This is a genomic window from Glycomyces tritici, assembly GCF_030403505.1.
The window spans coordinates 75,774-96,664 of sequence record NZ_JAUEMJ010000007.1 but is presented as its reverse complement, the minus strand read 5'-3'; the positions used below and the strand labels follow the sequence as shown (position 1 = coordinate 96,664).

The following is a 20,891-nucleotide window of genomic DNA, read 5'->3' as shown; positions in this document are numbered from 1 at the left end:
CATGCCCACCGCCCGGCTCGGCAGTTGCATCACCGCCCAGATCCATTCGCCTGCAACGACATAGGCACTCCGGCCGTCGGCCCGAGGCCCTGTCGCGCACGGCGCCGACCTCGATTGAGGAGCACACCGTGGAACGCATGCACCACGCCCTTGACCTCACCACCAGCCGCCGCGGACTGTTCATCGCCGGCGCGGGACTGGCCGCCGGAGCGACGGCGGCCGTCCACGCCCCCTACGCCCTCGGCCAGGCCGAGGCCCAGCAGACCGGCTACACCAACCCCGTCGTCTGGCAGGACTTCGCCGACATCGAGATCATCCGCGTCGGCTCGGACTTCTACATGACCGCGTCCACGATGCACTACTCGCCGGGCGCGCCCGTCCTGCATTCCCGGGACCTCGTCAACTGGGAGTTCATCGGCCACTCCGTGCCGCGGCTCGACTTCAGCGACTGGTACGACCTGAACGGCGGCCACCGCTACATCGTCGGCATCTGGGCCTCCTCGCTCACCCACCGCGCCAGCGAGAACCGCTTCTACTGGCTCGGCCAGATCGACTTCCACCGCTCGTTCATGTACACCGCCGCCGATCCGGCCGGGCCCTGGACCCGCCACGCGGAGTTCCCCCGCTCCTACTACGACGCGGGGATGCTCGTCGACACCGACGACACGATGTACGTCGCCTACGGCAACACCGAGCTCTACGTCGCGCAGCTCTCGGCCGACGGCAAGACCGAGGTCCGCAACGAGCACGTCTTCTCCAGCCCGCCGGAGATCGGCGGCATGGAGGGCGCCCGGTTCTACAAGATCAACGGCAGCTACTACATGTTCCTCACCAAGCCCCCGAACGGCCAGTACATTCTCAAATCCTCATCGCCCTGGGGCCCTTACGAAGTCAGGGAGGTCCTGCTCGACATGCCCGGACCGATCCCCGGCGGCGGCATCCCCCACCAGGGCGGCCTCGTCTCGACGCCGAACGGCGCCTGGTACTACATGGGCTTCGTGGACGCCCCCCGGCGGCCGCGTGCCGGCCCTCGCGCCGATCACCTGGACCGCGGACGGCTGGCCGCAGGTGCAGACGGTGAACGGCGCCTGGGGGCAGACGTACCCGTTCCCGGACCTCCCCCCGCACCCCGTGCCGTCCATGATCGGCACTGACGAGTTCACCGCCGCGACCTTGGCCGCGAAGTGGGAGTGGAACCACAACCCGGACGACTCGAAGTGGAGCACCGGCAACGGGCTCCGGCTCCAGACCGCCACGGTCACCAACGACCTCTACCGCGCCCGCAACACGCTCACCCACCGCATCCAGGGCCCTTCCTCCACGGCCACCATCGAGCTCGATCCGGCCCAGATGGCCGACGGCGACCGCGCCGGCCTGGCGGTGCTCCGCAACAATTCGGCCTGGATCGGCGTGCGCCGCGAGAACGGCGTCACCCGCATCTCCATGACCGACGGCCACACCATGGACTCGGGCTTCAACACCGTCGGCACCGGCACCGAACGCGCGAGCGCCGAACTGTGCGGGTCCACCGTCTGGCTGCGGGTCACCGCCGACATCAGGCCCGGCGCCGAACGCCTGGCGCACTTCTCCTACAGCGAGGACGGATCGGACTTCATCCCGCTCGGGACCGCGCTCACCCTCGGCACCAGCCCAGCGTTCTTCATGGGCCCCCGATTCGCGGTCTTCAACCACGCCACGCAAGCCCTCGGCGGCGCCGTCACCGTCAAGCGATTCTCGGTCGCCGTCTAAGAAGTGTCCTGCAAGGAAGGGACCTTCACCATGAAGGTCCCTCATAGATCAGTCGCGCGCCGCGCGACCAGAGAGGTTCCCCATGAAAACGTCGAATCCACACCGGAAGCGAACGGCGGCGCTCGTGCTGGCATTCGCCTTCGCGGCAGCCGCGCTGAGCCCGGTCGCCGAGCCGTCGCCCGCCCCGGCGCAGGCCGACAACCCGATCATCCAGACCATGTACACCGCGGACCCCGCGCCGCTGGTCCACAATGACCGCGTCTACCTCTACACCGGACACGACGAGGACGGCTCCACCGGTTTCGACATGAGGGACTGGCGGGTCTGGTCCTCCGACGACATGGTCAACTGGACCGACCACGGCTCCCCGCTGAGCCTCGAGACGTTCAGCTGGGCGGGCGCGAACGCCTGGGCGGGCCAGGCCATCGAGCGCGACGGCAAGTTCTACTGGTACGTGCCCGTGAGCGAGCGGGCCACCGGTCAGTTCGCGATCGGCGTGGCCGTCGCCGACAGCCCCACCGGGCCGTTCCGGGACGCCCTCGGGCACCCGCTCGTCGTCAACGGCGAGATCGACCCCACGGTCTTCATCGACGACGACGGGCAGGCCTACCTCTACTGGGGCAACCCGAACCTCTCGTACGTGAAGCTCAACGCCGACATGGTCTCCTACTCGGGCGCCGTGACCAGGGTCCCCCTCACCGCGGAGGGCTTCGGCGCCCGCCCCGGCAGCACGGAACGGCCGACCCTCTACGAGGAGGGGCCGTGGGTCTACAAGCGTGGATCGCTGTACTACAACGTCTTCGCGGCGCAGTGCTGCCAGGAGTTCATCGCCTACTCGACGGCCCCGACCGCGACCGGGCCGTGGACCTACCGGGGGACGGTCATGCCCGCGCAGGGCGGCAGCTTCACCAACCACGCCGGGGTGATCGACTTCAAGGGGAACTCGTACTTCTTCTACCACAATGGAGCGCTTCCGGGCGGCAGCGGTTTCACCAGGTCCGTGGCGGTCGAGCAGTTCACCTACAACGCCGACGGCACGATCCCCCAGATGAACATGACCACGGCCGGGGCGCCGCAAGTGGGCACCCTCAACCCCTATGTGCGCCAGGAGGCCGAGACGATCGCCTGGGCGAACGGCGTTGAGACCGAGTGGACCGCCGCCGGCGGGATGAACGTGAGCTGGATCGAGAACGGGGACTCGATCAAGGTCAAGGGCGCGGCTTTCGGCACCGGAGCCCGCCAGTTCACCGCGCGGGTGGCCTCGGCGACGAGCGGCGGGAACATCGAGCTGCGGCTCGACGGACCGAACGGCCAGGTGGTCGGCACCTGCACGGTCTCGGGCACCGGCGGCTGGCAGACCTGGACGGACGTCTCCTGCCCGGTCAGCGGCGCGACCGGCACCCGCGACCTGTACCTGACGTTCACCGGCGGCAGCGGCTTCCTCTTCAACGTGGACTGGTGGCGGTTCGACGCCACGGACGGGAGCGGCGGCGACCTGCGGGCGGTGGGGGCCGGCAAGTGCCTCGACGTGCCGAACGCCTCGACCCAGCCCGGCGTCCAGGTGCAGATCCTGGACTGCTCGGGCGGCCCCGGGCAGCAGTGGACCCGCTCGGACACCGGCGAACTCTCCGTCTACTCCGGCGGCTCCCGGCTCTGCCTGGACGCTTGGGACAACGGCACGGCCAACGGCACGCAGGTGGTCACCTGGAGCTGCAACGGCGGGACCAACCAGCAATGGAACGTGAACGCCGACGGCACCATCACCGGAGTGCAATCGGGACTGTGCCTGGACGTGTCCAGCGCTTCGACCGCCAACGGCGCCCTGGTCCACCTGTGGACCTGCCATGGCGGGACCAACCAGCGATGGGCCCACTAAAGGATCACGCCGCTTCCCCATCGGCATAGGAACCTATGAGCGGGTGGCCCGGAGGGGCCACCCGCTCATACGTTCCTCATGAAGTCACCGGTTCAGCCAGACCTCGCCCACGAGCAAGCATCCGCAGCGTCAAAGCCTCGTCCACCAGGCCCGTCACACTTGCCGCGGGTGTACGCGGGAGTTGATGTGCAGGTATCTGGCGGGGCCGTCGGTGAAGTCGTAGATCGCGACCGTCTGGGTGTCTTCCAGCGGACCCGCCGGCGGCATGAGGAAATGCGTCTCGTCGATGGGGAGCAGTCGGTATCTGATGCGGTCCGGCCGCTGCAGGAACGCCGCCTCCATCGGGTCCAGGGCGAGGGTCAGGAAGAGGTCGCCGTCCTCGGCGGCGACCTCGAAGCGTGCGCCGGGGCGTTCGTAGACGCCTTCGTACCTGGAGGGGTCGAGGTGCAGTGTGGGATGGGGCGCAGGCGGTTCCGGGATCGTCGCCGTGCCCAGGTCGGTCAGGATCTCATTGAAGACCTTGCGGTAGAAGCTTTCCCGTGGTCCGCCGTTGGTCAGCATGACGATGGCGGTGTTCGAGTCCGGCAGGATTCTGAGTCGGGCGTTCTGGCCGATCGTGCTGCCGTCGGAGGCGTAGACGGTCCGGCCGTGCCAGTCGCAGACGATGAGCCCGAGTGCCCATTCGGGCCCGAACATGTACGGATCCGGTACGGGCACTCGCGATCGCATCATCTCCCGGACGCTCTCGGCCGAGACGATGCGGGTGCCGTCCGGCCCCGAGCCCTCGGTCAGGAGGACGTGCGCCATGGCGAGGACTTCCAGGACCGTCGAGGTGATGTTGCCGCTGGGACCGTAGGCCCGTGGCAGGTGATCGATCGGCGTGAGGATGGGGCCCTCCTCAAGGGAACGGATCAGGTGTCCGGCCGCGGCCCTGGTGGGATCGACGTCCTCGTGCCGACTGTTCGTCCCGGTCAGCCTGAGCGGATCGAAGAGGCGGTCCCGCATGAGGTCGTCCCACCGCTTGCCGTCGTGCACCTCGAGGATTCGTCCGAGAATCCCGTACCCCAGCGCCGCGCTGTAGCCGTGGGTGCGGCCCAGGGGAAACACCTGGGGGGCGTCGGCGATGTTGGCGACCATGCGCTCGTAGACGTCGTCGCCTTCGCCGGGATCGCCGAAGTCCTCCTCGATTCCGTTGGTGTGGAAGAGCAGATGGCGCGGGGTGACCTTGGCGGTCGTTTCCGGGTCGGCCACGGAGAAGTCCGGCAGGTAGGCCCGTACCGGCGCGTCCAGGTCGACCTTGCCCTCGTCGACCAGCTGCATGAGCGCCAGCGCGGTCCAGGTCTTGGTCATGGAGCCGCACTGGTAGACGGTCTCCGGCGTCGCGGGTGCGCGTGTCTCGATGTTCGTGACGCCGACGGCGAGTTCGGTGAGATCCCCGTCGTGGAGTACGCCGATCGCGGCGCTGGGAATGCCGTATTCGGCGAGGAGTTCGGTCGTCCTGGCCCGAATCCGCGGTACGTCGATGCTCATCGCGGCAGACCGATCGCGTTGGCGGCGTCGGCTTCGAAGTACTCGGTCGTGGCGAAGGCTCCGGCGTGAGACTCGAAGAAGTCCCGCACGGTCTCGACCGAGTCGCCGACGATGATGTTCACCACTGTGGTCCCGTCTTTGGCGGCGACCGCGAGTTTCCATTGGGCGCCTTCGGGAAGTTTGGTGTACGCCTGCTTCAGGCGGCTCCAGAACTCGCCTTCATCGATGATGGTCGACACTGCCATTACGTGCTTCATGGTGTTCTCCTCTGGTTTCCGAATGAGGAAAAGCTACGTTGCGTTTCAAGAAGTGTCAACATAATCGGAACAATATTGCTGGTTGAATGCCAATCATTGCAACAGATATGCCGGTGAATGCAATAGCATCCACCAGCTCGTTGCAATGTACTGTTGGCGAACGCAACAGAGGAGGTATGCCGGTGCCCGGAGGCAGGCTGACCGATGAGGATCGCCGACGGATCGAGGCATGGCTGGCCGAGGGACTCGGGTACGCCGAGATCGCCCGACGCCTCGGCCGCCCGACGTCCACCGTCAGCCGCGAGGTCGTCCGCAACGGCGTCCCCGGTGCCTACCGGGCCGATCGCGCACAGCGGGCCGCCGATGACCGCGCACGCCGCCGCCGGCCGTCCCGGCCCACCGACCCGGCGGCCGACGAGCGGCCGGCTGCGGCAGGGAGCGAATTCGTGGACGACTTCGCGACCTTGCTGGCCGCGACCGGTATGCCCCGCATGACCTCCCGTGTCTTCGTCTGTCTGCTCACCGCCGACTCCGGCGGCCTGCACGCCGCCGACCTGGTGCGGCGGTTGCGGGTCAGTCCGGCGTCGGTGTCCAAGTCCATCGCCTTCCTCGAAGACATGGAGCTGGTGGCCCGCCGACCGGATCCCGGCAGCCGACGCGAGCGATACGTCATCGACGACGAGGTCTGGCTCCGCGCTTGGCAGGCCGACACCGGTGCCCACGGCCGGGTCGCGACCGCCGCCGAGCGAGGCGTCGCGATCTTCGGCGCCGACTCGGTCGCCGGTGTCCGACTGGCCACGATGGGCCGGTTCTTCTCTCGGCTTAGCGAACAGATGAGCGGCAGCACCCTTGCCGATTCGGTCGTTGACGACGCGCTGACCGTGGTCGCCGCCCTCGCTCACGTAGGACGACCGATCACGCTCGGCGCACTGACCACCGCCCTCGAATGGCCCCCGGACCGCACCACCGCCGCACTTGAGGCGATCCGGCACCACCCGGAGATCGCCGATCCCCTAAACCTGCAACCCGTCGACCCAGACAGCTACACCATCACCACCAGAGAAGATCGCCTGAGCCAAGCCCAACGCGAGAACCTCCAGGAGTGAGGCCTCTTTGAAGCGGAAATCGACGGCACCGGCGACCGTCGATATTCGACCGACCGCCCGGGCCTGGTCATTCGAGAGACGCGCCCCTAGGAGCCACCGTCGCAAAGGAATGGGCCGGAGTGGCAGCTCCGGCCCGCGATCCCCCGCACCTTCCGGGTGTGCTCTAGGCCTTGGCTACCGGGTCCCGTCGAGCGTTCCCGCGGTTTCCAGGCCTCCGTTGTACAGCGTCTCCACCGACGAGATGTCGACGCGCTTGCCCCTGGGGCAGTAACCGCGAATGGTCCGGCCGTCGGCCCTGTACCAGTAGCTGTAGCGGTAGCCCGCCTCGCTGGTGCAGCTGAACTTGACTCTGAACGCCCACAGGTTGATGTCGTCGGAGCCGGGCTCGTCGCAGCTCGCCCAGGCGTACATCTGCGAGGTGGGGTTGTCCCCGTTCCAGCCGGTGCCGGTCTCGCAGGGGATGCCCAGGATCCCAGCGTCCTCAGCGGGGGTGACCGCGCTGTCGTCGACGGCCTGGGACGATGCCGCCGTGGCGGTGCCGAAGACGGCGAATCCCGTGAGCGCGAGTGTGAGCGCGGCGATGGTCGCCGAGGCGATCCGCATGCGGCCCTTCAGGGTTTGGAACATCGGGGTATCACTCCTTATGCCGCGATCCGCCGTGAGCTGCACCGCCGGATTCGCGCTGGGGTCGTGGATGCCGTCGCGCATCCCATCCAGGACAGTCTTCTCGCGGGCGGCCCGTGCCACCAGGCGGAATCCCGGCGGGAGACCGGCGGGAATCCGGCGCGACCCGCTGCGAAGGCGACGAGCAAGGCGATGCGAGGTGCCCCGAAATCCCTCCAGCTCCGTCGGAGCCTGCGGGCCAGGCGATCAGGAAGTTCGTCAGCAAACGATCGAATCGGCATCGCCAGGGTTCTGATCTTCTAGAGCGGCGGCGCACCCACGGAGCCGCCGTGGACATCAATAGCGCCGACCTAGTCTCGGTGATACGGGAGCCCATGGCGGCGGGCGAACGCCTCTCCGACGTCGCCGATCAAGTCCTTGACGACGGTGGCCACCAAGATCACTGCGGGCGTGAGCAGTGCTATGCCCGGCCCAGAGCCGTATGCGCCGATGTCGAGTCCGCGCACCAACGCGGCGAGTGCGGCACCGGTCAGGATCAGCATCCAGGTCCCCAGACGGGCCATCACGCGAGAACGGTCGGTCCCATCAGCAGCGGTGGCTACTGGCGGCACGAAACCCATCTCCGCGTAACAGCCCCACACTGCACGGTTCGCCGTCCAAGCCAGCGCGAGCGACATTGCCGCCAGGGCCAGCGCGGCGGTGAGCGCGTCGGCGCCGGTGATCGACCGCCACGCCCAGGAGAAGAGCGCGAGCCCGGGAAGCGCCCCGGCCCACCAAAGGCACCCCGTGTTCCGCACCAAACCCCAACCGCGCAGGTGCATGTCCAAGGCAATGTGGGCGGCAGCGTGTGCGGCGACGACCGCGAACAGCGCGGCGCCGACGAGCCATCGGCCAGGCTCGGGGTAGAGCTCAGCCCATGTCGCCGTGTACCCCGTCCCGTGCTTGAGCACCAGCGCCGTGGTGTTGCCGACCACCGGTGCGGCCGCGAGCGACAGGAAGCACCCCAGGCTCACCGGTATTGCGAGTTGACCGACGAGTCCGCGTGCCAGCTGCGGCCGGTCCACGATCGGCCCGAACACGGCGTCGAGACCAGTCCCGGTGGGTGCCAGAACGATAGCGGTCCGCACAAGCGTCACGGCGCCCAATTGTGCCGCGGCGAGCGACTGCACAAAAGCGATCCCCGCCGCAACGAGGCCAGAACCCGCCAGCCACCACCACATCCGTCAAGGATACGGATATGCACCCCACAGCGAGGATCCCACTCGATGGCAGGGGCCCGCCCGACAGCCCTTGGTGGACATGACCGGTGGTAGATCTGGTGGTAGGTCGTCAAGGGTCACTGACCCTGACATCACCTCTGCAACGACGCCGTCCAGGCGCTCACGGGCTTCACCTGGTGTCGACCCTCGGTGCCCTGTGTTTCGAGAAGGCCTTTCTCGCCGTGGACGGGGCCAAGAGCCCCCACATCGAGCAAGACGAGCCCGCCAGTCACTTCCGGCCTCTGCGACCACCTGCAAGAATCCAGGACCTGCGGCTACCAGTCGGGTAAAACGTCAGAACCCCGGGCCCCTAAAAAGGTGCCCAGGGTTCGAACGATTATTCTCTTGTCGGGCTGACAGGACTTGAACCTGCGACCCCTTGACCCCCAGTCAAGTGCGCTACCAAGCTGCGCCACAGCCCGTTTTCCGCCGCGTTGTCCGCGGCGGACACAACTTTAGCCTATGGTCCCGGGGGCCTCTGAGGCGAGGTCCCCGGTGTGAGAATGGCTATTTCCGCTTGTCCTTCTTGCGGGATTCGCGGGGTTTGACCACCAGGTCGATGGGCGTCCCGACGAAGCCGAAGTCCTCGCGAAGCTTGCGCGTGATGAACTTCAGGTACTGCTTGTCGAACGGCGCGTTCGTGAAGAGCAGGAAGCGCGGCGGCTCGGCGGCGGCCTGGGTCGCGTAAATGACCTTCGGGGCCTTGTTGGCCCGCACCGGGTGCGGCGTGGCGGCCTGGAGGTCGCTGATCCACTTGTTCAGCTCGCCGGTGCTGACGCGCTGACCCCACCCTTCGAGCGCTTCGCGCAGGGCGCGGGCGATCTTCTCGACGGCCCGGCCGGTCGTGGCCGAGACGTTGACCCGCGGGGCCCAGGAGACCTGGCCGAGTTCGCGGTCGATCTCCTTCTCGAGGTAGTACCGCCGGTCCTCGTCCACGAGGTCCCACTTGTTGAACGCCAGGACCATCGCGCGCCCGGACTCGGTGACCTGGGTCAGGACCCGCTGGTCCTGCTCGCTGATGGGCTCCGAGGCGTCCAGGAGGACCAGGGCGACCTCGGCGGCCTCGACGGCGGCCTCAGTGCGCAGCGAGGCGTAGTACTCGGTGCCCGAGGCGAACTTGACGCGCTTGCGCAGGCCCGCCGTGTCGACCAGGACCCAGTCCTCGCCGTCGATCTCCACGAGGGAGTCGACCGGGTCGACCGTGGTGCCCGCGACGTTGTCGACGACCGCGCGCTCCTCGCCCGCGATGCGGTTGAGCAGGCTCGACTTGCCGACGTTCGGACGGCCCACGAGCGCCACCTTGCGGGGGCCGCGCTCCTTGAGCTGGCCCGTGGGCTCCTCGGGGAACGCCCAGACGATCTTGTCAAGCAGGTCGCCCGAGTTGCGGCCGTGGAGGGCCGAGATCGGGAACGGCTCGCCCAGGCCCAGGCTCCACAGCTCGTGGACCTCGGCCTCCTGGCGCTCCGAGTCGGCCTTGTTGGCCACGAGGATCACGGGCTTGCGGGTCGAGCGCAGAATGCGCACGGCCGCCTCATCGGCGTCCGTGGGGCCCACGCGGGAGTCGACCACGAACACGATCACGTCGGCGGTGCGCATCGCCAGCTCGGCCTGCAGGGCGATGGACTTCGCCATGCCCTCGGCGTCCGGGTCCCAGCCGCCGGTGTCGACCAGGCTGAACTCCCGCCCGGCCCATTCGGCGTCGTACGCCACGCGGTCGCGGGTCACGCCCGGTTCGTCCTGCACCACCGCGGCGCGGCGGCCCAGAATACGGTTCACCAGCGTCGACTTGCCCACGTTGGGGCGGCCGACGACGGCCACCGTCGGGACCGGACCGCGTTCGTCGACGTCGTCGCTCTCGCTCCAACCGTCGTCGCCGGTCCAGGTCACTTCGTCAGTCATCAATTTCCCTGTTGCTCAGCAAGGCCAGAATCTTGGCCACTACCTCCACGATCGGCAGCGTCGTGGAGTCGATCACCACGGCCCCTTCCGGAGCCTCCAGGGGTCTGGTGGTCTTCGAGTCGGCGGTGTCCCGCCGTTCGATGTCCTTCGCGGTGGTGTTCGCGTCGGCGCCGTTCTCGGCGGCGCGCCGCTTGGCGCGCTCCACCGGGTCGGCGGTCAGGTAGACCTTCACGTCGGCGTCGGGAGCGACCACCGAGACGATGTCGCGGCCTTCGACCACGATGCCCGCCTTGGCGTCGGCGATGATCCGCCGCTGCTCGTCGATGAGGTGCTTCCGCACCGACTTGTTCCCGGCCACCGCCGAGACCGCCTTCGTCACCTCGTCGCCGCGGATCGCCAGGTCGGCGTCCTCGCCGTCGACGCGGGTGAACGGGTCTTCGGGGGTGGTCCCGAACTCGAGCTTCGCGTTCTTCACGGTCTTGGTGACCAGTGCGGTCTGCGAGGGGTCGACGCCGGCGTTGAGGACCGCCAGCGTCGCGGCGCGGTACATGGCGCCGGTGTCGAGGTACGCGGCGTCGATCGCGGTCGCCAAAGTCTTGGCCACGGTCGACTTCCCGGCCCCGGACGGGCCGTCGATCGCGACGACCGGTCCGCTCTTCTGCTCAGGCACTGTCGCGCTCCGTTCTTCAACTGCAAACCAAGCAAACCTACATCATGCCCGGTTATACCTGGTGAGGTGTGGAATGACCTCACTATTGGGGACTCGCCGGATCAGCGCTTCTCGATGACTCGCGCGCCCATCGGCCACAGCGCCATCGGGATCATCTTCCAGTTCGCCACCGCGAGCGGGATGCCGATGATCGTGATCGCCTGGAGGAACCCGGTGACGAGGTGCGCCAGCGCGAGCTCCCAGCCGAACAGGATCAGCCACAGGACGTTGCCCAGGAGCGAGAAGCAGCCGGCGTCCCGGTCGTAGACGACGGTCCGCCCGAACGGCCACAGCACGTACCCGGCCAGGCGCATGTTCGCGATGCCGAACGGGATGGTCACGATGAAGATGCAGAAGAGCAGACCCGTGAAGAAGTAGCCGATCGCGAGCCAGAGCCCGGCCAGCACGAACCAGATCACGTTCAGAATCGTTGACATGCCCGAACCCTAACCGGGCCATGTGCTTCCGTCAGTACAGCCAGCTAGAGTCCGACCTCGCGGTACAGCTCCCCCACCTCGTTCGGGGTGAGCCTGCGGAGCGTCCCCGGCTTGAGGTTGCGCAGCTTGACCGGGCCCATCTCGGTGCGCACGAGGCGCGAGACGTGGTGGCCGGCCTCGTCCATGAGCCGCCTCACAATGTGCTTGCGGCCCTCGTGGATGGTGATCTCGATCAACGACTGGCCGGCGTGCTCGTCGATGATCTTGAGCTTGTCGGCCTTCGCGATGCCGTCGTCGAGCTCGATGCCCTTGAGCAGCTTGTTCCAGGTGGCGCGGTCCATGATCCCGGCGACCTGGGCCCGGTAGACCTTCGGCAGGCCGTGCGAGGGGTGCATGATGCGGTTGGCGAGTTCCCCGTCGTTGGTGAGCAGCAGGAGGCCCTCGGAGTCGGTGTCGAGCCGGCCCACGTGGAAGACGCGCTGGTCGATGCCTTTGGCAAACTCGGCGAGGCAGCGGCGGCCCTCCTCGTCCTCCATGGTCGAGACGATGCCGCGCGGCTTGTTGATCGCGAAGTACACCTTGTCGACGTCGGTCATGACCCGCTTGCCGGAGACGTGGATGACGTCCTTGGACGTGTCCACGCGCTGGCCCAGGTGGGCGCGCTCGCCGTTGACCTTCACCTTGCCGCGGGTGATCAGGTCCTCTGCGGCACGGCGGGAGGCGATCCCGGCCTGCGACAGGACTTTCTGCAGGCGGATGCCCTCTTCGTCAGCGTTGTTCATCTTCCTCGATATCCGTCACGTCGTCCGGTAGGAACGGGGCCAGCTCGGGGAGCTGTGCGACCGTGTCCAGTCCGATCTTCTCCAAGAACAGGGTGGTGGTGCGGTAGAGCGTCGCCGTCGAGTCCGGGTCGGTCCCGCACTCCTCGACCAGGCCGCGCGCGACGAGCGTGCGCATGACGCCGTCGCAGTTCACGCCCCGGATGGCCGAGATGCGGCCGCGGGTGACCGGCTGCCTGTAGGCCACCACGGCGAGCGTCTCCAGTGCCGCCTTGGTGAGGCGGGCGGAGGCGCCGTCGGTGACGAAACGCTCCACGTACTGGGCGTAGTCCGCCCGGGTGTAGAAGCGCCAGCCGCCGGCTTGGCGACGCAGATCGAATCCGCGTCCGTCACCAGTGTATTCGGCGCTGAGTCGACCCAGTTGCTCGCGCACCTGTGAACGTGGCCGCTCCAATACCGAGGAGAGGAACTCCTCGCTCAGCGGTTCTTCGGCGATCATGAGGATCGCCTCCAGGACGGCGCCGAGGTCGACGTCGTCGGGGACGGGGCTGACGGCCGTGACCTCGGGTTCTTCGTCCGATGCCGCGGGGGCGGGGGCGGCGGCCAGCGCGGCGGCGTACTCGTCGCCTTCGGCGACCGGTTCGTCGGCGGGCGTGTCGGGCCGCAGCGGCGCGGCCTCTTGGCGCGCGCCGGGCATCTTCCAGGTCGCCAGGTCGTGTTCGAGGGACTCTCCCAGGTGCTCGGTCATGTGCTCGGTTCCTCCCCCGGTGGTGCTTGCGGTTCTGCGGGTGCTCCCGCGTACTCGTCGACGTCGATCTCGGTGACGTTCCCGCCGAGCCAGCGGACGGTGAGTTCGCCGAGGGCCTGCATCTGCTCGAAGCCGACGAGGGCTTCGCGGTAGAGCTCGAGGAGGGCGAGGAACCGGGCGACGACTTCGAGGTGGGATTCGCAGTCGGAGGTGAGGGCCCGGAAGGTCGCGGTCTGGACGCGCTGGAGGCGGCGGGAGATGATGACGGCGTGCTCGCGCACGGAGACGCGCTGCATGTGGATGTGGCCGGTGCCGACGGTGGGGGGCGGTTTGGGTTGCATCGCCTTGCCCGCCAGGGCGGCGAACTCCTCGGGGGTGAGGTCGAGGACGAGTTCGGGGAGCAGGCCTTTGTAGCGCTCTTCGAGGCCGACGTTGCGGGGGATGCGGGTCGCGGCGGACTCGACGAACATCGCGATGGCGCCGGCGGCTTCCTTGTAGGCCTTGTACTGCAGGAGGCGGGCGAAGAGGAGGTCGCGGGCCTCGAGGAGGGCGAGGTCCTCTTCGTCGTCGACGACGGTGCCGGGCAGGAGCCGGGCGGTCTTGAGGTCGAGGAGGGTGGCGGCGATGAGGAGGAACTCGGAGGTCTCCTCGAGGTTCCAGGCGTCGTCGAGGCCGGTGACGTAGGTGATGAACTCGGAGGCGACCTGGTGGAGGGCGAGTTCGGTGACGTCGAGCTTGTGCTTGCCGATGAGCTGGAGCAGCAGGTCGAACGGGCCCTCGAAATTGGCGAGCCGGACGTGGAAGCCGGTCTCGGCCTCCTCCGGTTCGCCCTCCCGCTGGGTCGGGAGCTGGGGCGGCTGCTGGTCGGTCACGCACGCCAGCTTAGACGGGCGCCAGGGCCACTACGGGGTGAACTCCGGGTTTCATGGGGCGTAAGGACTTCGGCACCCTATTTATCCGTTGCGGCGATCAGCTCTCGGGCGAGTTGGCGGTAGGCGCGGGCGCCGGAGGAGGCGGGGGCCCAGGTGGTGATGGGCTCGCCGGCGACGGTGGTCTCGGGGAAGCGGACCGTGCGGGTGATGACGGTGGAGAACACCTTGTCGCCGAAGGCTTCCACGACGCGCTGGAGCACCTGGCGCGAGTGCGTGGTGCGCGAGTCGTACATGGTCGCGAGGATGCCGTCGAGTTCGAGGTCGTAGTTGAGGCGCTCGCGGACCTTGTCGACGGTGTCGAGGAGGAGGGCGACGCCGCGCAGCGAGAAGAACTCGCACTCGAGCGGGACGAGCACGGAGTGCGCGGCGGTGAGCGCGTTGATCGTCAAGAGCCCCAGGGAGGGCTGGCAGTCGATGAGGATGTAGTCGAAGTCGGGGATGACCGGCCGCAGGACGCGGGCGAGGGTCTGCTCGCGGGCGACTTCGTTGACGAGCTGGATCTCGGCGGCCGAGAGGTCGATGTTGGCCGGGAGGAGGCGCAGGCCCGCGACGTTCGTCTTGACCATGACGTCGTCGATGTCGACGTCGTCCTGCATGAGGAGGTTGTAGACCGTCAGGTCGAGGGTGTGGGGGTTGGTGCCGAAGCCGACCGAGAGCGCGCCCTGCGGGTCGAAGTCGACCATGAGGACCTTGCGGCCGTACTCGGCAAGGGCCGCACCGAGGTTGATGGTCGTGGTGGTCTTGCCGACCCCGCCCTTCTGGTTGGCCATGGCGATGACGCGGGCCGGGCCGTGGCGCTCCAGGGGTTGGGGCTGGGGGATCTCGCGCTTGTTGGTGTACGACTCCGGGTCGGGCGAGGTCAGGTCCTCCGTGCCGTCAGCGGGAGGCATCTGCGCGGCGCCTCGCAGGGCCGCCCATTTGTCGTTGCTGTCCACACTGCTCATTTCTTCGCGCCTCCGGGTGCGAGGTCGACACCGGGTGCCGGGCGTCTCACCATTGCCTGTCTTAGCGACTGTACGTCAGTGTATCGAGGCTGTCGACGGCTTGGGAGACTCCGAGGCACCCGGCGTGAGATCGCCCGCTGTGCAGAGTGGGGCCCGAGTCCTGTTGGGACGTCAGTTCTCCGCGAGCACCTGCGCGATCGGCATGAGCGGCAGGTGATGCGTGATCGCGACGGGTTCGTTGACGACCTGCCCGGCGTAGGTGTTGAGACCGCGCGCGAGGGCCGGGTCGGCTTTGAGGGCCGCGGCCCAGCCGAGGTTGGCGAGCTTCATGACGTACGGGAGCGTGGCGTTCGTCAGCGCGTACGTCGAGGTGTTCGGCACGGCCCCGGGCATGTTCGCGACGCAGTAGAAGAGTTTGCCCGCGTGGGTGAACGTGGGGTCGTCGTGGGTGGTGGCTTTGGAGTGCGCGAAGCAGCCGCCCTGGTCGATGGCGATGTCGACGAGGACCGCGCCGTCCTTCATCTCGGCGAGCACGTCGTCGTCGACCACGGTGGGGGCCTTGGCGCCCGGGACGAGGACTGCGCCGATGACGAGGTCGGCCTCGCTGCAGGCGCGCTTGACCTCGAAGCGGTTGGAGACGATGGTGCGCAGACGGCCCTGGTAGAGGTCGTCGGCGACGTGGAGCCGGTCGACGTTGAGGTCGAGGAGCTCGACGTCGGCGCGCATCCCGACGGCGATGGCGGCGGCGTTCATCCCCGAGACGCCCGCGCCGATGATGACCACGCGCGCGGGCGCGGTCCCGGGGACGCCGCCCATGAGGGTGCCGCGGCCGCCTTCGGGGCGTTGCAAGTGGTAGGCGCCGGCCTGGACGGCGAGGCGCCCGGCCACTTCGCTCATGGGCGCCAGGAGCGGCAGGCGGCCGTCGGCGGTCTGCACGGTCTCGTAGGCGATGCCGGTGACGTGGTGCTCCAGCAGCGCGTCGGTGCACTCGGGGCCCGCGGCGAGGTGGAGGTAGGTGAAGAGGGTCTGGCCGGGCCGCATCCGGTGGAACTCCGCCTGGATCGGCTCCTTGACCTTGAGGACGAGATCGCCTGCGTCCCAGGTCGATTCGGCGTCGGGGTAGATGAGGGCCCCGGCGGTGCGGTAGTCGGCGTCGGTGATCGCCGAGCCGAGGCCGGCGCCGGTCTCGATGAAGACGTCGTGGCCGGCGGCGACCAGTTCGTGGACCCCGGCGGGGGTGAGGGCGACGCGGTACTCGTTGTTCTTGATCTCGCGGGGGACGGCGACTTTCACGTGCGGGTTCCTTCCGAAGCGTTGTGCCAGTTCGGGGCCGGTCGGCATCCCGCACGGGCAGTCTAGGACGCCGGGTGTCCTGGAGCCCGCATTCCTTGTGGGTTCAGCGGTTCGGACGGCGTCGTCGCCGTGATCGTAAGGCGGCCCGTCGCACCATGATGCGACGGGCCATGTGAGCGTGCGCCTTGGATGTTGCGGGTCAGTTTCGGTCGAGGTGGAGTTTCGTAAGGGTAAGCGCCAGCGCGCAGACGCCGTTGCGGATCTCCCCGTCCGCGACGGCGGCGATGGCCTTGTCGAGGTCCCACCACACCAGCTCGATGTGGGTCTCCTCGTCGGTGCGCTCGTGCAGGTCGGCCTCGGGGACGGGGCTCAGGCCGGTGGCGAGGTAGTAGTGGATCATCTCGCTCGAGATGCCCGGGGTGGAGTAGAACTCGCCGAGCTTCACGAGGTCGGCGGCGAGGAGGTCGGCCTCCTCGGCGAGCTCGCGGCGGGCGGCCACGGCCGGGTCCTCCCCTTCGACGTCGCGCAGGCCCGCCGGGAGCTCCCACAGGAGCTCCTTCGCCGGGACCCGGAACTGGCGGATCAGGCCGACCCGCCCCTGCTCGTCGAGCGGGACGGTGACGACCGCGCCGACGTGCTGGAGGTATTCGCGCTTGGCGGTGCCGCCTCCGGGCATCGCGATGGTCTCGGCGGTCAGGTCGTAGGCCCAGCCGCGGTGGATGATTTCGCTGTCGAGGACTCGGTACTCATGCACGAGGGCCACACTAGTCGGCTCAGGTTTCGGGATCGGGCTCCGCGGCCTCGCCGCTGAGGCGCCGAAGGATCTGCTCGACGACCGCGCGATCCGGCAGCGGGGCGCCGGCGAGCGCCGAGAGGAACAGGCCGTCGCCGACCAGGCGCACGATCTCGGCGGTCACCGGGTCGGGGACCTGCTCGTGGATGAGGTCGCGCCAGCCGTTGAAGATGAACAGCACGTCGGCCCGGGCCTGCTCGGAGAGCTCGCCGGTGCCGCGCAATGCGGTGAGCAGCGCCCAGAGCCCGGCCGCCGACTCCTCGGACTCGACCCAGGAGACCTCCAGGAACATCTCGACGACGCCGCGTTCGCGGGCCTGGGCGATGTTGGCCTCCTCCACAGCGCGGTGGCGGCGGGCCAGGCCGTCGTACAGCTCGGACTTGGACTTGAAGTGGTACAGCAGCCCGCCCTTGGAGACGCCGGCCTCGGCGGCGACCTTCTCCAAGGTCACGCCCGAGGAGCCCTGGTCCACGAGGATGCGCTGGAGCGCGTTGAGAATGCGGTCCCGGGTGGTGATCTCCGGCTCTTTCATGTTTCCTCCAGATGCCAACTGTACCGTCCGGACGGTACAGTCGAAGGGCGTGTCGGCCTCCGGCACGCCCGGTGTCCGGGGATGCCGCCTCGCGAGCCGCGCCGCGGCTCACGTCAAGAAAGAGTGAAACCCATGGCCGCTACGCTTCGAGCACCGCAGGAGCCCCGCGCCCGCATCACCCCCAAACAGGGCTGGGCGCTGGCCGTGCTGGTGCTCCCCGTCCTGCTCATCTCGATCGACATGACCGTGCTCGGCTTCGCCGTGCCGTTCCTGTCCGAAGACCTCGCGCCCACCAGCTCCCAGCTCCTGTGGATCGTCGACGTCTACGGGTTCATGCTCGCCGGACTCCTGGTCACCATGGGCACCCTCGGCGACCGCGTGGGCCGCCGCAGGCTCCTCGTCATCGGCTCGGCCGCGTTCGCCGCCGCGAGCGTCCTCGCCGCCTACGCGCCGACCGCCGAAGCGCTCATCGCCGCCCGGGCGCTGCTCGGCCTCGCCGGAGCGACCCTCATGCCGACCACCCTGGCGCTCATGCGGAACCTGTTCCACGACGACCGCCAGCGCAAGTTCGCCATCGCGATCTGGGCCTCAGGCTTCTCCGCGGGCGCGGCCGCCGGGCCGATCATCGGCGGCTGGCTCCTGGAGCACTTCTGGTGGGGCTCGGTGTTCCTCATGGCCGCACCGGTCTCGCTCGCGGTCGTGGTCGTCGCGCCGCTGCTCGTGCCGGAGTCGAAGGACCCGAACCCGGGCCGGATCGACCTGCCGAGCGTGGCCCTGTCGTTCCTGGCGATGTTCCCGTTCGTCTACGGCGTCAAGACGATCGCCGAGCACGGCCTGACGTGGACGGCCGTCGTGTCGCTCATCGCGGGCCTCGCGTTCGGCGCGGCGTTCATCGCACGGCAGCTGCGCTTGGAGCACCCGCTCATCGACGTGGGGCTGTTCCGGCTGCGCCGCTTCAGCGCCTCGCTGGCCACGAACTTCACGATCGTGTTCGCGATGATCTCGTCGCTGTTCCTGCTCACCCAGTACCTGCAGCTCGTGCTCGGCTTCTCCCCCATGGAGGCGGGGCTGCTGCTCCTGCCCGAGATGGCGGTCTCCGTGGTCGCGGGCCTGTTCGCCGTGCGGCTCTCGGAGCGGGTCGGCATGGTGCGCACCATCATCGGCGGCCTGGTGTTCGTGATGGCCGGCTTCGCGGGCATGTCGCTGGTCGGCGTCGAGCAGGGCGCGCTGGTGGTCGTGGTCGCCTCCATCTTGATCGGCATCGGGGCCGGCCTCGCGCAGACCGTGACCAACGACGCGATCCTCGCCGCGGCCCCGGCCGACCGGGCGGGCGCGGCGTCGGCGATCTCCGAGACCGCGTACGAGCTCGGCGGCGCGATGGGCGTCGCGCTCCTGGGTTCGCTCGCGACCGGGATCTACCGCAGCGAGATGGCGGACGCCCCGGTCCAGGCCGAGACGCTCGGCGAGGCCGCGCACATCGCCGCGAAGCTGCCCGCCGCCACGGGCGACGCCCTCATGGAGGCCGCCAGGACCGCGTTCACCGACGGGCTGCGGACCGTGGCGCTCATCGCCGCGGTGCTGGTGCTCCTCGCGACCGTGGCGGTCGGCCGGGCGCTGCGGGAGCAGCCCGCGCAACAGTAGTGCCGAAAGGCGGGCCGCTCCCCGAGGGGAGCGGCCCGCCTTTTACGTGTTCGCTTACGCCGCTTCGAGATCCAGGCGCTCGGCGGCCTGGCGCTTCAGCGCCGCCTCGACCAGTCCCGCGAAGAGCGGGTGCGGGCGGGTCGGGCGCGACTTCAGCTCCGGGTGGGCCTGGGTCGCGATGTAGTACGGGTGCACCTCGCGGTCGAGCTCGATGAACTCGACCAGGCGCCCGTCGGGCGAGAGGCCCGAGATCACGAAGCCGGACTTCAGCAGCTGGTCGCGGTAGGCGTTGTTGACCTCGTAGCGGTGGCGGTGGCGCTCGTTGACCTCCGTCGCGCCGTAGACCTCGGCGGCGATGGAGCCCTCGGCGAGCTGTGCCGGGTAGGTGCCCAGGCGCATCGTGCCGCCCATGTCGCCGCGGCCGGCGACGATGTCGGTCTGGTCGGCCATCGTGGAGATGACCAGGTGCTCGGCCTCGCGGTCAAACTCCTCGGAGTTCGCGCCCACGAGCCCGGCGACCTCGCGCAGGCCCTCGATCGCCATGCACTGCATGCCCAGGCACAGGCCCAGAGTCGGCACGAGCCGCGTGCGCGACCACGTGAGGGCGTGCAGCTTCCCGGGGACCCCCCGGTCGCCGAAGCCGCCCGGGACCACCACGGCGTCGACCCCGGCGAGGGCCTTCGCGGTCCCCTCGGCGGTGTCGCAGTCGTCCGAGACGACCCAGCGGACCTTGACCTTCGCGCGGTTGGCGAAGCCGGCCGCGCTCAGCGCCTCGACCACGGACTTGTACGCGTCAGGCAGCTCGACGTACTTGCCGACGATCGCGACCTCGACGGTGGCGACCGGGTTGTGGACGCGGTCGAGCAGGTCGTCCCAGGCGGTCCAGTCGACGTCGCGGAACGGCAGGTCGAGCTTGCGGACCACGTAGGCGTCCAGGCCCTCCGAGTGGAGGGTCTTCGGGATCTCGTAGATCGACTTCGAGTCGGGCGCGGAGACGACCGCCGCGTCGTCCACGTCGCAGAACCCGGCGATCTTGCCCTTCAGCCCGTCCGGCAGCGGCCGGTCCGAGCGGCACACGATCGCGTCGGGCTGGATGCCGATGCTGCGCAGCTGCGCCACCGAGTGCTGCGTGGGCTTGGTCTTCATCTCCGAGGACGCGGCCAGGTACGGCACGAGCGAGACGTGGAGGAAGAAGCAGTTGTCGCGGCCGATGTCGTGCCGGTACTGGCGGATCGCCTCGAGGAACGGCAGCGACTCGATGTCGCCGACGGTGCCGCCGACCTCCGTGATCACCACGTCCGGGACGCGGCCGGTCTCGGGGTCCGGATCGGCCATCGCGGCCAGGCGGGACTTGATCTCGTTGGTGATGTGCGGGATGACCTGCACGGTCGCGCCGAGGTAGTCGCCGCGGCGCTCCTTGGCGATGACGTCGGAGTACACCTGGCCGGTGGTCACGTTGGCCTGCTTCGACAGGTTCCGGTCGAGGAACCGCTCGTAGTTGCCGATGTCGAGGTCGGTCTCACCGCCGTCATCGGTGACGAAGACCTCGCCGTGCTCGAACGGGTTCATCGTGCCGGGATCGACGTTGAGGTACGGGTCGATCTTCTGCATCACGACGTAGAGGCCGCGCGCGGTCAGCAGGTTGCCGAGACTGGCGGCGGTCATGCCCTTGCCGAGTGCGGAGGTGACCCCACCGGTGACGAAGAGGTGCTTCGTGGAACGGATCTGACCATTAGCGGCGCTGGCCAAGGCGGACTCCCGTGATGTTCGTGGCGAACGAGCT

General features: G+C 68.7%; 18 protein-coding genes, 1 tRNA gene and 1 pseudogene. 4 read left to right on the top strand and 16 right to left on the bottom strand.

All coding sequences use genetic code 11. The features are described from left to right. Positions 1 to 137 precede the first annotated feature (137 nt). Positions 138 to 1,749: pseudogene (locus QWI33_RS29455) on the top strand (glycoside hydrolase family 43 protein). Between the two features lie 82 nt (positions 1,750 to 1,831). Continuing rightward, positions 1,832 to 3,625, top strand: coding sequence for a family 43 glycosylhydrolase (locus QWI33_RS20880; protein ID WP_353895478.1), 1,794 nt, complete (start codon positions 1,832 to 1,834; stop codon positions 3,623 to 3,625). 153 nt (positions 3,626 to 3,778) lie between these two features. On the opposite strand, the gene QWI33_RS20875 is transcribed toward QWI33_RS20880, so the two are convergent. Then, positions 3,779 to 5,155 (bottom strand): serine hydrolase domain-containing protein, encoded by a 1,377-nt coding sequence (locus tag QWI33_RS20875; RefSeq protein WP_289958239.1) that lies wholly within the window; start codon positions 5,153 to 5,155, stop codon positions 3,779 to 3,781. Continuing rightward, positions 5,152 to 5,412 carry a hypothetical protein gene (locus tag QWI33_RS20870; RefSeq protein WP_289958240.1) on the bottom strand — a complete coding sequence of 87 codons (261 nt, stop codon included), beginning with the start codon at positions 5,410 to 5,412 and terminating at the stop codon, positions 5,152 to 5,154. Before QWI33_RS20870 ends, QWI33_RS20875 begins: the two co-directional genes overlap by 4 nt. Positions 5,413 to 5,594: 182 nt before the next feature. Between QWI33_RS20870 and QWI33_RS20865 the strand changes: the two genes are divergently transcribed. Beyond that, positions 5,595 to 6,518 (top strand): GbsR/MarR family transcriptional regulator, encoded by a 924-nt coding sequence (locus tag QWI33_RS20865; protein WP_435367591.1) that lies wholly within the window; start codon positions 5,595 to 5,597, stop codon positions 6,516 to 6,518. A gap of 174 nt (positions 6,519 to 6,692) precedes the next feature. On the opposite strand, the gene QWI33_RS20860 is transcribed toward QWI33_RS20865, so the two are convergent. The 13 genes from QWI33_RS20860 to QWI33_RS20800 all read right to left on the bottom strand — a co-directional run bounded on the left by QWI33_RS20860 (position 6,693) and on the right by QWI33_RS20800 (position 17,467). After that, entirely contained in the window at positions 6,693 to 7,145 is a 453-nt protein-coding gene (locus QWI33_RS20860) for a hypothetical protein (protein ID WP_289958242.1), read from the bottom strand. Positions 7,146 to 7,492: 347 nt separating this feature from the next. After that, complete coding sequence (locus tag QWI33_RS20855; protein WP_289958243.1) at positions 7,493 to 8,362, bottom strand: hypothetical protein; 870 nt, start codon at positions 8,360 to 8,362, stop codon at positions 7,493 to 7,495. 387 nt (positions 8,363 to 8,749) lie between these two features. Then, positions 8,750 to 8,823, bottom strand: a tRNA-Pro gene (locus tag QWI33_RS20850). Positions 8,824 to 8,908: 85 nt separating this feature from the next. Further along, positions 8,909 to 10,300: a ribosome biogenesis GTPase Der gene (der, locus tag QWI33_RS20845; protein WP_289958244.1), complete on the bottom strand. Its 1,392-nt coding sequence runs from the start codon at positions 10,298 to 10,300 to the stop codon at positions 8,909 to 8,911. Beyond that, complete coding sequence (gene cmk, locus QWI33_RS20840) at positions 10,293 to 10,970, bottom strand: (d)CMP kinase (protein ID WP_289958245.1); 678 nt, start codon at positions 10,968 to 10,970, stop codon at positions 10,293 to 10,295. Before cmk ends, der begins: the two co-directional genes overlap by 8 nt. A 101-nt stretch (positions 10,971 to 11,071) precedes the next feature. Further along, positions 11,072 to 11,446 (bottom strand): YccF domain-containing protein, encoded by a 375-nt coding sequence (locus tag QWI33_RS20835; protein ID WP_289958246.1) that lies wholly within the window; start codon positions 11,444 to 11,446, stop codon positions 11,072 to 11,074. A 44-nt stretch (positions 11,447 to 11,490) separates the two neighbouring features. After that, positions 11,491 to 12,228: a pseudouridine synthase gene (locus tag QWI33_RS20830; RefSeq protein WP_289958247.1), complete on the bottom strand. Its 738-nt coding sequence runs from the start codon at positions 12,226 to 12,228 to the stop codon at positions 11,491 to 11,493. Further along, positions 12,215 to 12,973: an SMC-Scp complex subunit ScpB gene (gene scpB / locus QWI33_RS20825; protein WP_289958248.1), complete on the bottom strand. Its 759-nt coding sequence runs from the start codon at positions 12,971 to 12,973 to the stop codon at positions 12,215 to 12,217. The genes QWI33_RS20830 and scpB overlap by 14 nt, the downstream gene beginning before the upstream one ends. Next, the gene (locus tag QWI33_RS20820; protein ID WP_289958249.1) at positions 12,970 to 13,845 is read right to left on the bottom strand and encodes a segregation and condensation protein A; all 876 of its coding nucleotides are present in this window, start codon (positions 13,843 to 13,845) and stop codon (positions 12,970 to 12,972) included. The genes scpB and QWI33_RS20820 overlap by 4 nt, the downstream gene beginning before the upstream one ends. Positions 13,846 to 13,922: 77 nt before the next feature. After that, positions 13,923 to 14,795 carry a ParA family protein gene (locus tag QWI33_RS20815; protein ID WP_353895498.1) on the bottom strand — a complete coding sequence of 291 codons (873 nt, stop codon included), beginning with the start codon at positions 14,793 to 14,795 and terminating at the stop codon, positions 13,923 to 13,925. Between the two features lie 225 nt (positions 14,796 to 15,020). Beyond that, entirely contained in the window at positions 15,021 to 16,142 is a 1,122-nt protein-coding gene (ald, locus tag QWI33_RS20810) for an alanine dehydrogenase (protein WP_289958250.1), read from the bottom strand. Between the two features lie 199 nt (positions 16,143 to 16,341). Continuing rightward, positions 16,342 to 16,896 carry an NUDIX domain-containing protein gene (locus tag QWI33_RS20805; protein ID WP_289958251.1) on the bottom strand — a complete coding sequence of 185 codons (555 nt, stop codon included), beginning with the start codon at positions 16,894 to 16,896 and terminating at the stop codon, positions 16,342 to 16,344. A 19-nt stretch (positions 16,897 to 16,915) separates the two neighbouring features. Next, the gene (locus QWI33_RS20800) at positions 16,916 to 17,467 is read right to left on the bottom strand and encodes a TetR/AcrR family transcriptional regulator (RefSeq protein ID WP_289958252.1); all 552 of its coding nucleotides are present in this window, start codon (positions 17,465 to 17,467) and stop codon (positions 16,916 to 16,918) included. Between the two features lie 132 nt (positions 17,468 to 17,599). Here QWI33_RS20800 and QWI33_RS20795 point away from each other — a divergent pair, with 132 nt between their 5' ends. Beyond that, positions 17,600 to 19,108, top strand: coding sequence for an MFS transporter (locus QWI33_RS20795; RefSeq protein ID WP_289958253.1), 1,509 nt, complete (start codon positions 17,600 to 17,602; stop codon positions 19,106 to 19,108). Between the two features lie 54 nt (positions 19,109 to 19,162). Here the strand turns inward: QWI33_RS20795 and pyrG are convergent, their stop codons facing one another. After that, positions 19,163 to 20,773: a CTP synthase gene (gene pyrG, locus QWI33_RS20790; protein ID WP_435367592.1), complete on the bottom strand. Its 1,611-nt coding sequence runs from the start codon at positions 20,771 to 20,773 to the stop codon at positions 19,163 to 19,165. Between the last annotated feature and the right edge of the window lie 118 nt (positions 20,774 to 20,891).

Coding starts and splice junctions, on each gene's coding strand:
- QWI33_RS20835 (WP_289958246.1), bottom strand. CDS start 11,446: ATGTCAACGATTCTGAACGTGATCTGGTTCGTGCTGGCCGGGCTCTGG.
- QWI33_RS20875 (WP_289958239.1), bottom strand. CDS start 5,155: ATGAGCATCGACGTACCGCGGATTCGGGCCAGGACGACCGAACTCCTC.
- QWI33_RS20815 (WP_353895498.1), bottom strand. CDS start 14,795: ATGCCTCCCGCTGACGGCACGGAGGACCTGACCTCGCCCGACCCGGAG.
- der (WP_289958244.1), bottom strand. CDS start 10,300: ATGACTGACGAAGTGACCTGGACCGGCGACGACGGTTGGAGCGAGAGC.
- scpB (WP_289958248.1), bottom strand. CDS start 12,973: ATGACCGAGCACCTGGGAGAGTCCCTCGAACACGACCTGGCGACCTGG.
- QWI33_RS20870 (WP_289958240.1), bottom strand. CDS start 5,412: ATGAAGCACGTAATGGCAGTGTCGACCATCATCGATGAAGGCGAGTTC.
- QWI33_RS20860 (WP_289958242.1), bottom strand. CDS start 7,145: ATGTTCCAAACCCTGAAGGGCCGCATGCGGATCGCCTCGGCGACCATC.
- QWI33_RS20830 (WP_289958247.1), bottom strand. CDS start 12,228: ATGAACAACGCTGACGAAGAGGGCATCCGCCTGCAGAAAGTCCTGTCG.
- QWI33_RS20855 (WP_289958243.1), bottom strand. CDS start 8,362: ATGTGGTGGTGGCTGGCGGGTTCTGGCCTCGTTGCGGCGGGGATCGCT.
- QWI33_RS20880 (WP_353895478.1), top strand. CDS start 1,832: ATGAAAACGTCGAATCCACACCGGAAGCGAACGGCGGCGCTCGTGCTG.
- pyrG (WP_435367592.1), bottom strand. CDS start 20,773: ATGACCGCCGCCAGTCTCGGCAACCTGCTGACCGCGCGCGGCCTCTAC.
- QWI33_RS20795 (WP_289958253.1), top strand. CDS start 17,600: ATGGCCGCTACGCTTCGAGCACCGCAGGAGCCCCGCGCCCGCATCACC.
- QWI33_RS20800 (WP_289958252.1), bottom strand. CDS start 17,467: ATGAAAGAGCCGGAGATCACCACCCGGGACCGCATTCTCAACGCGCTC.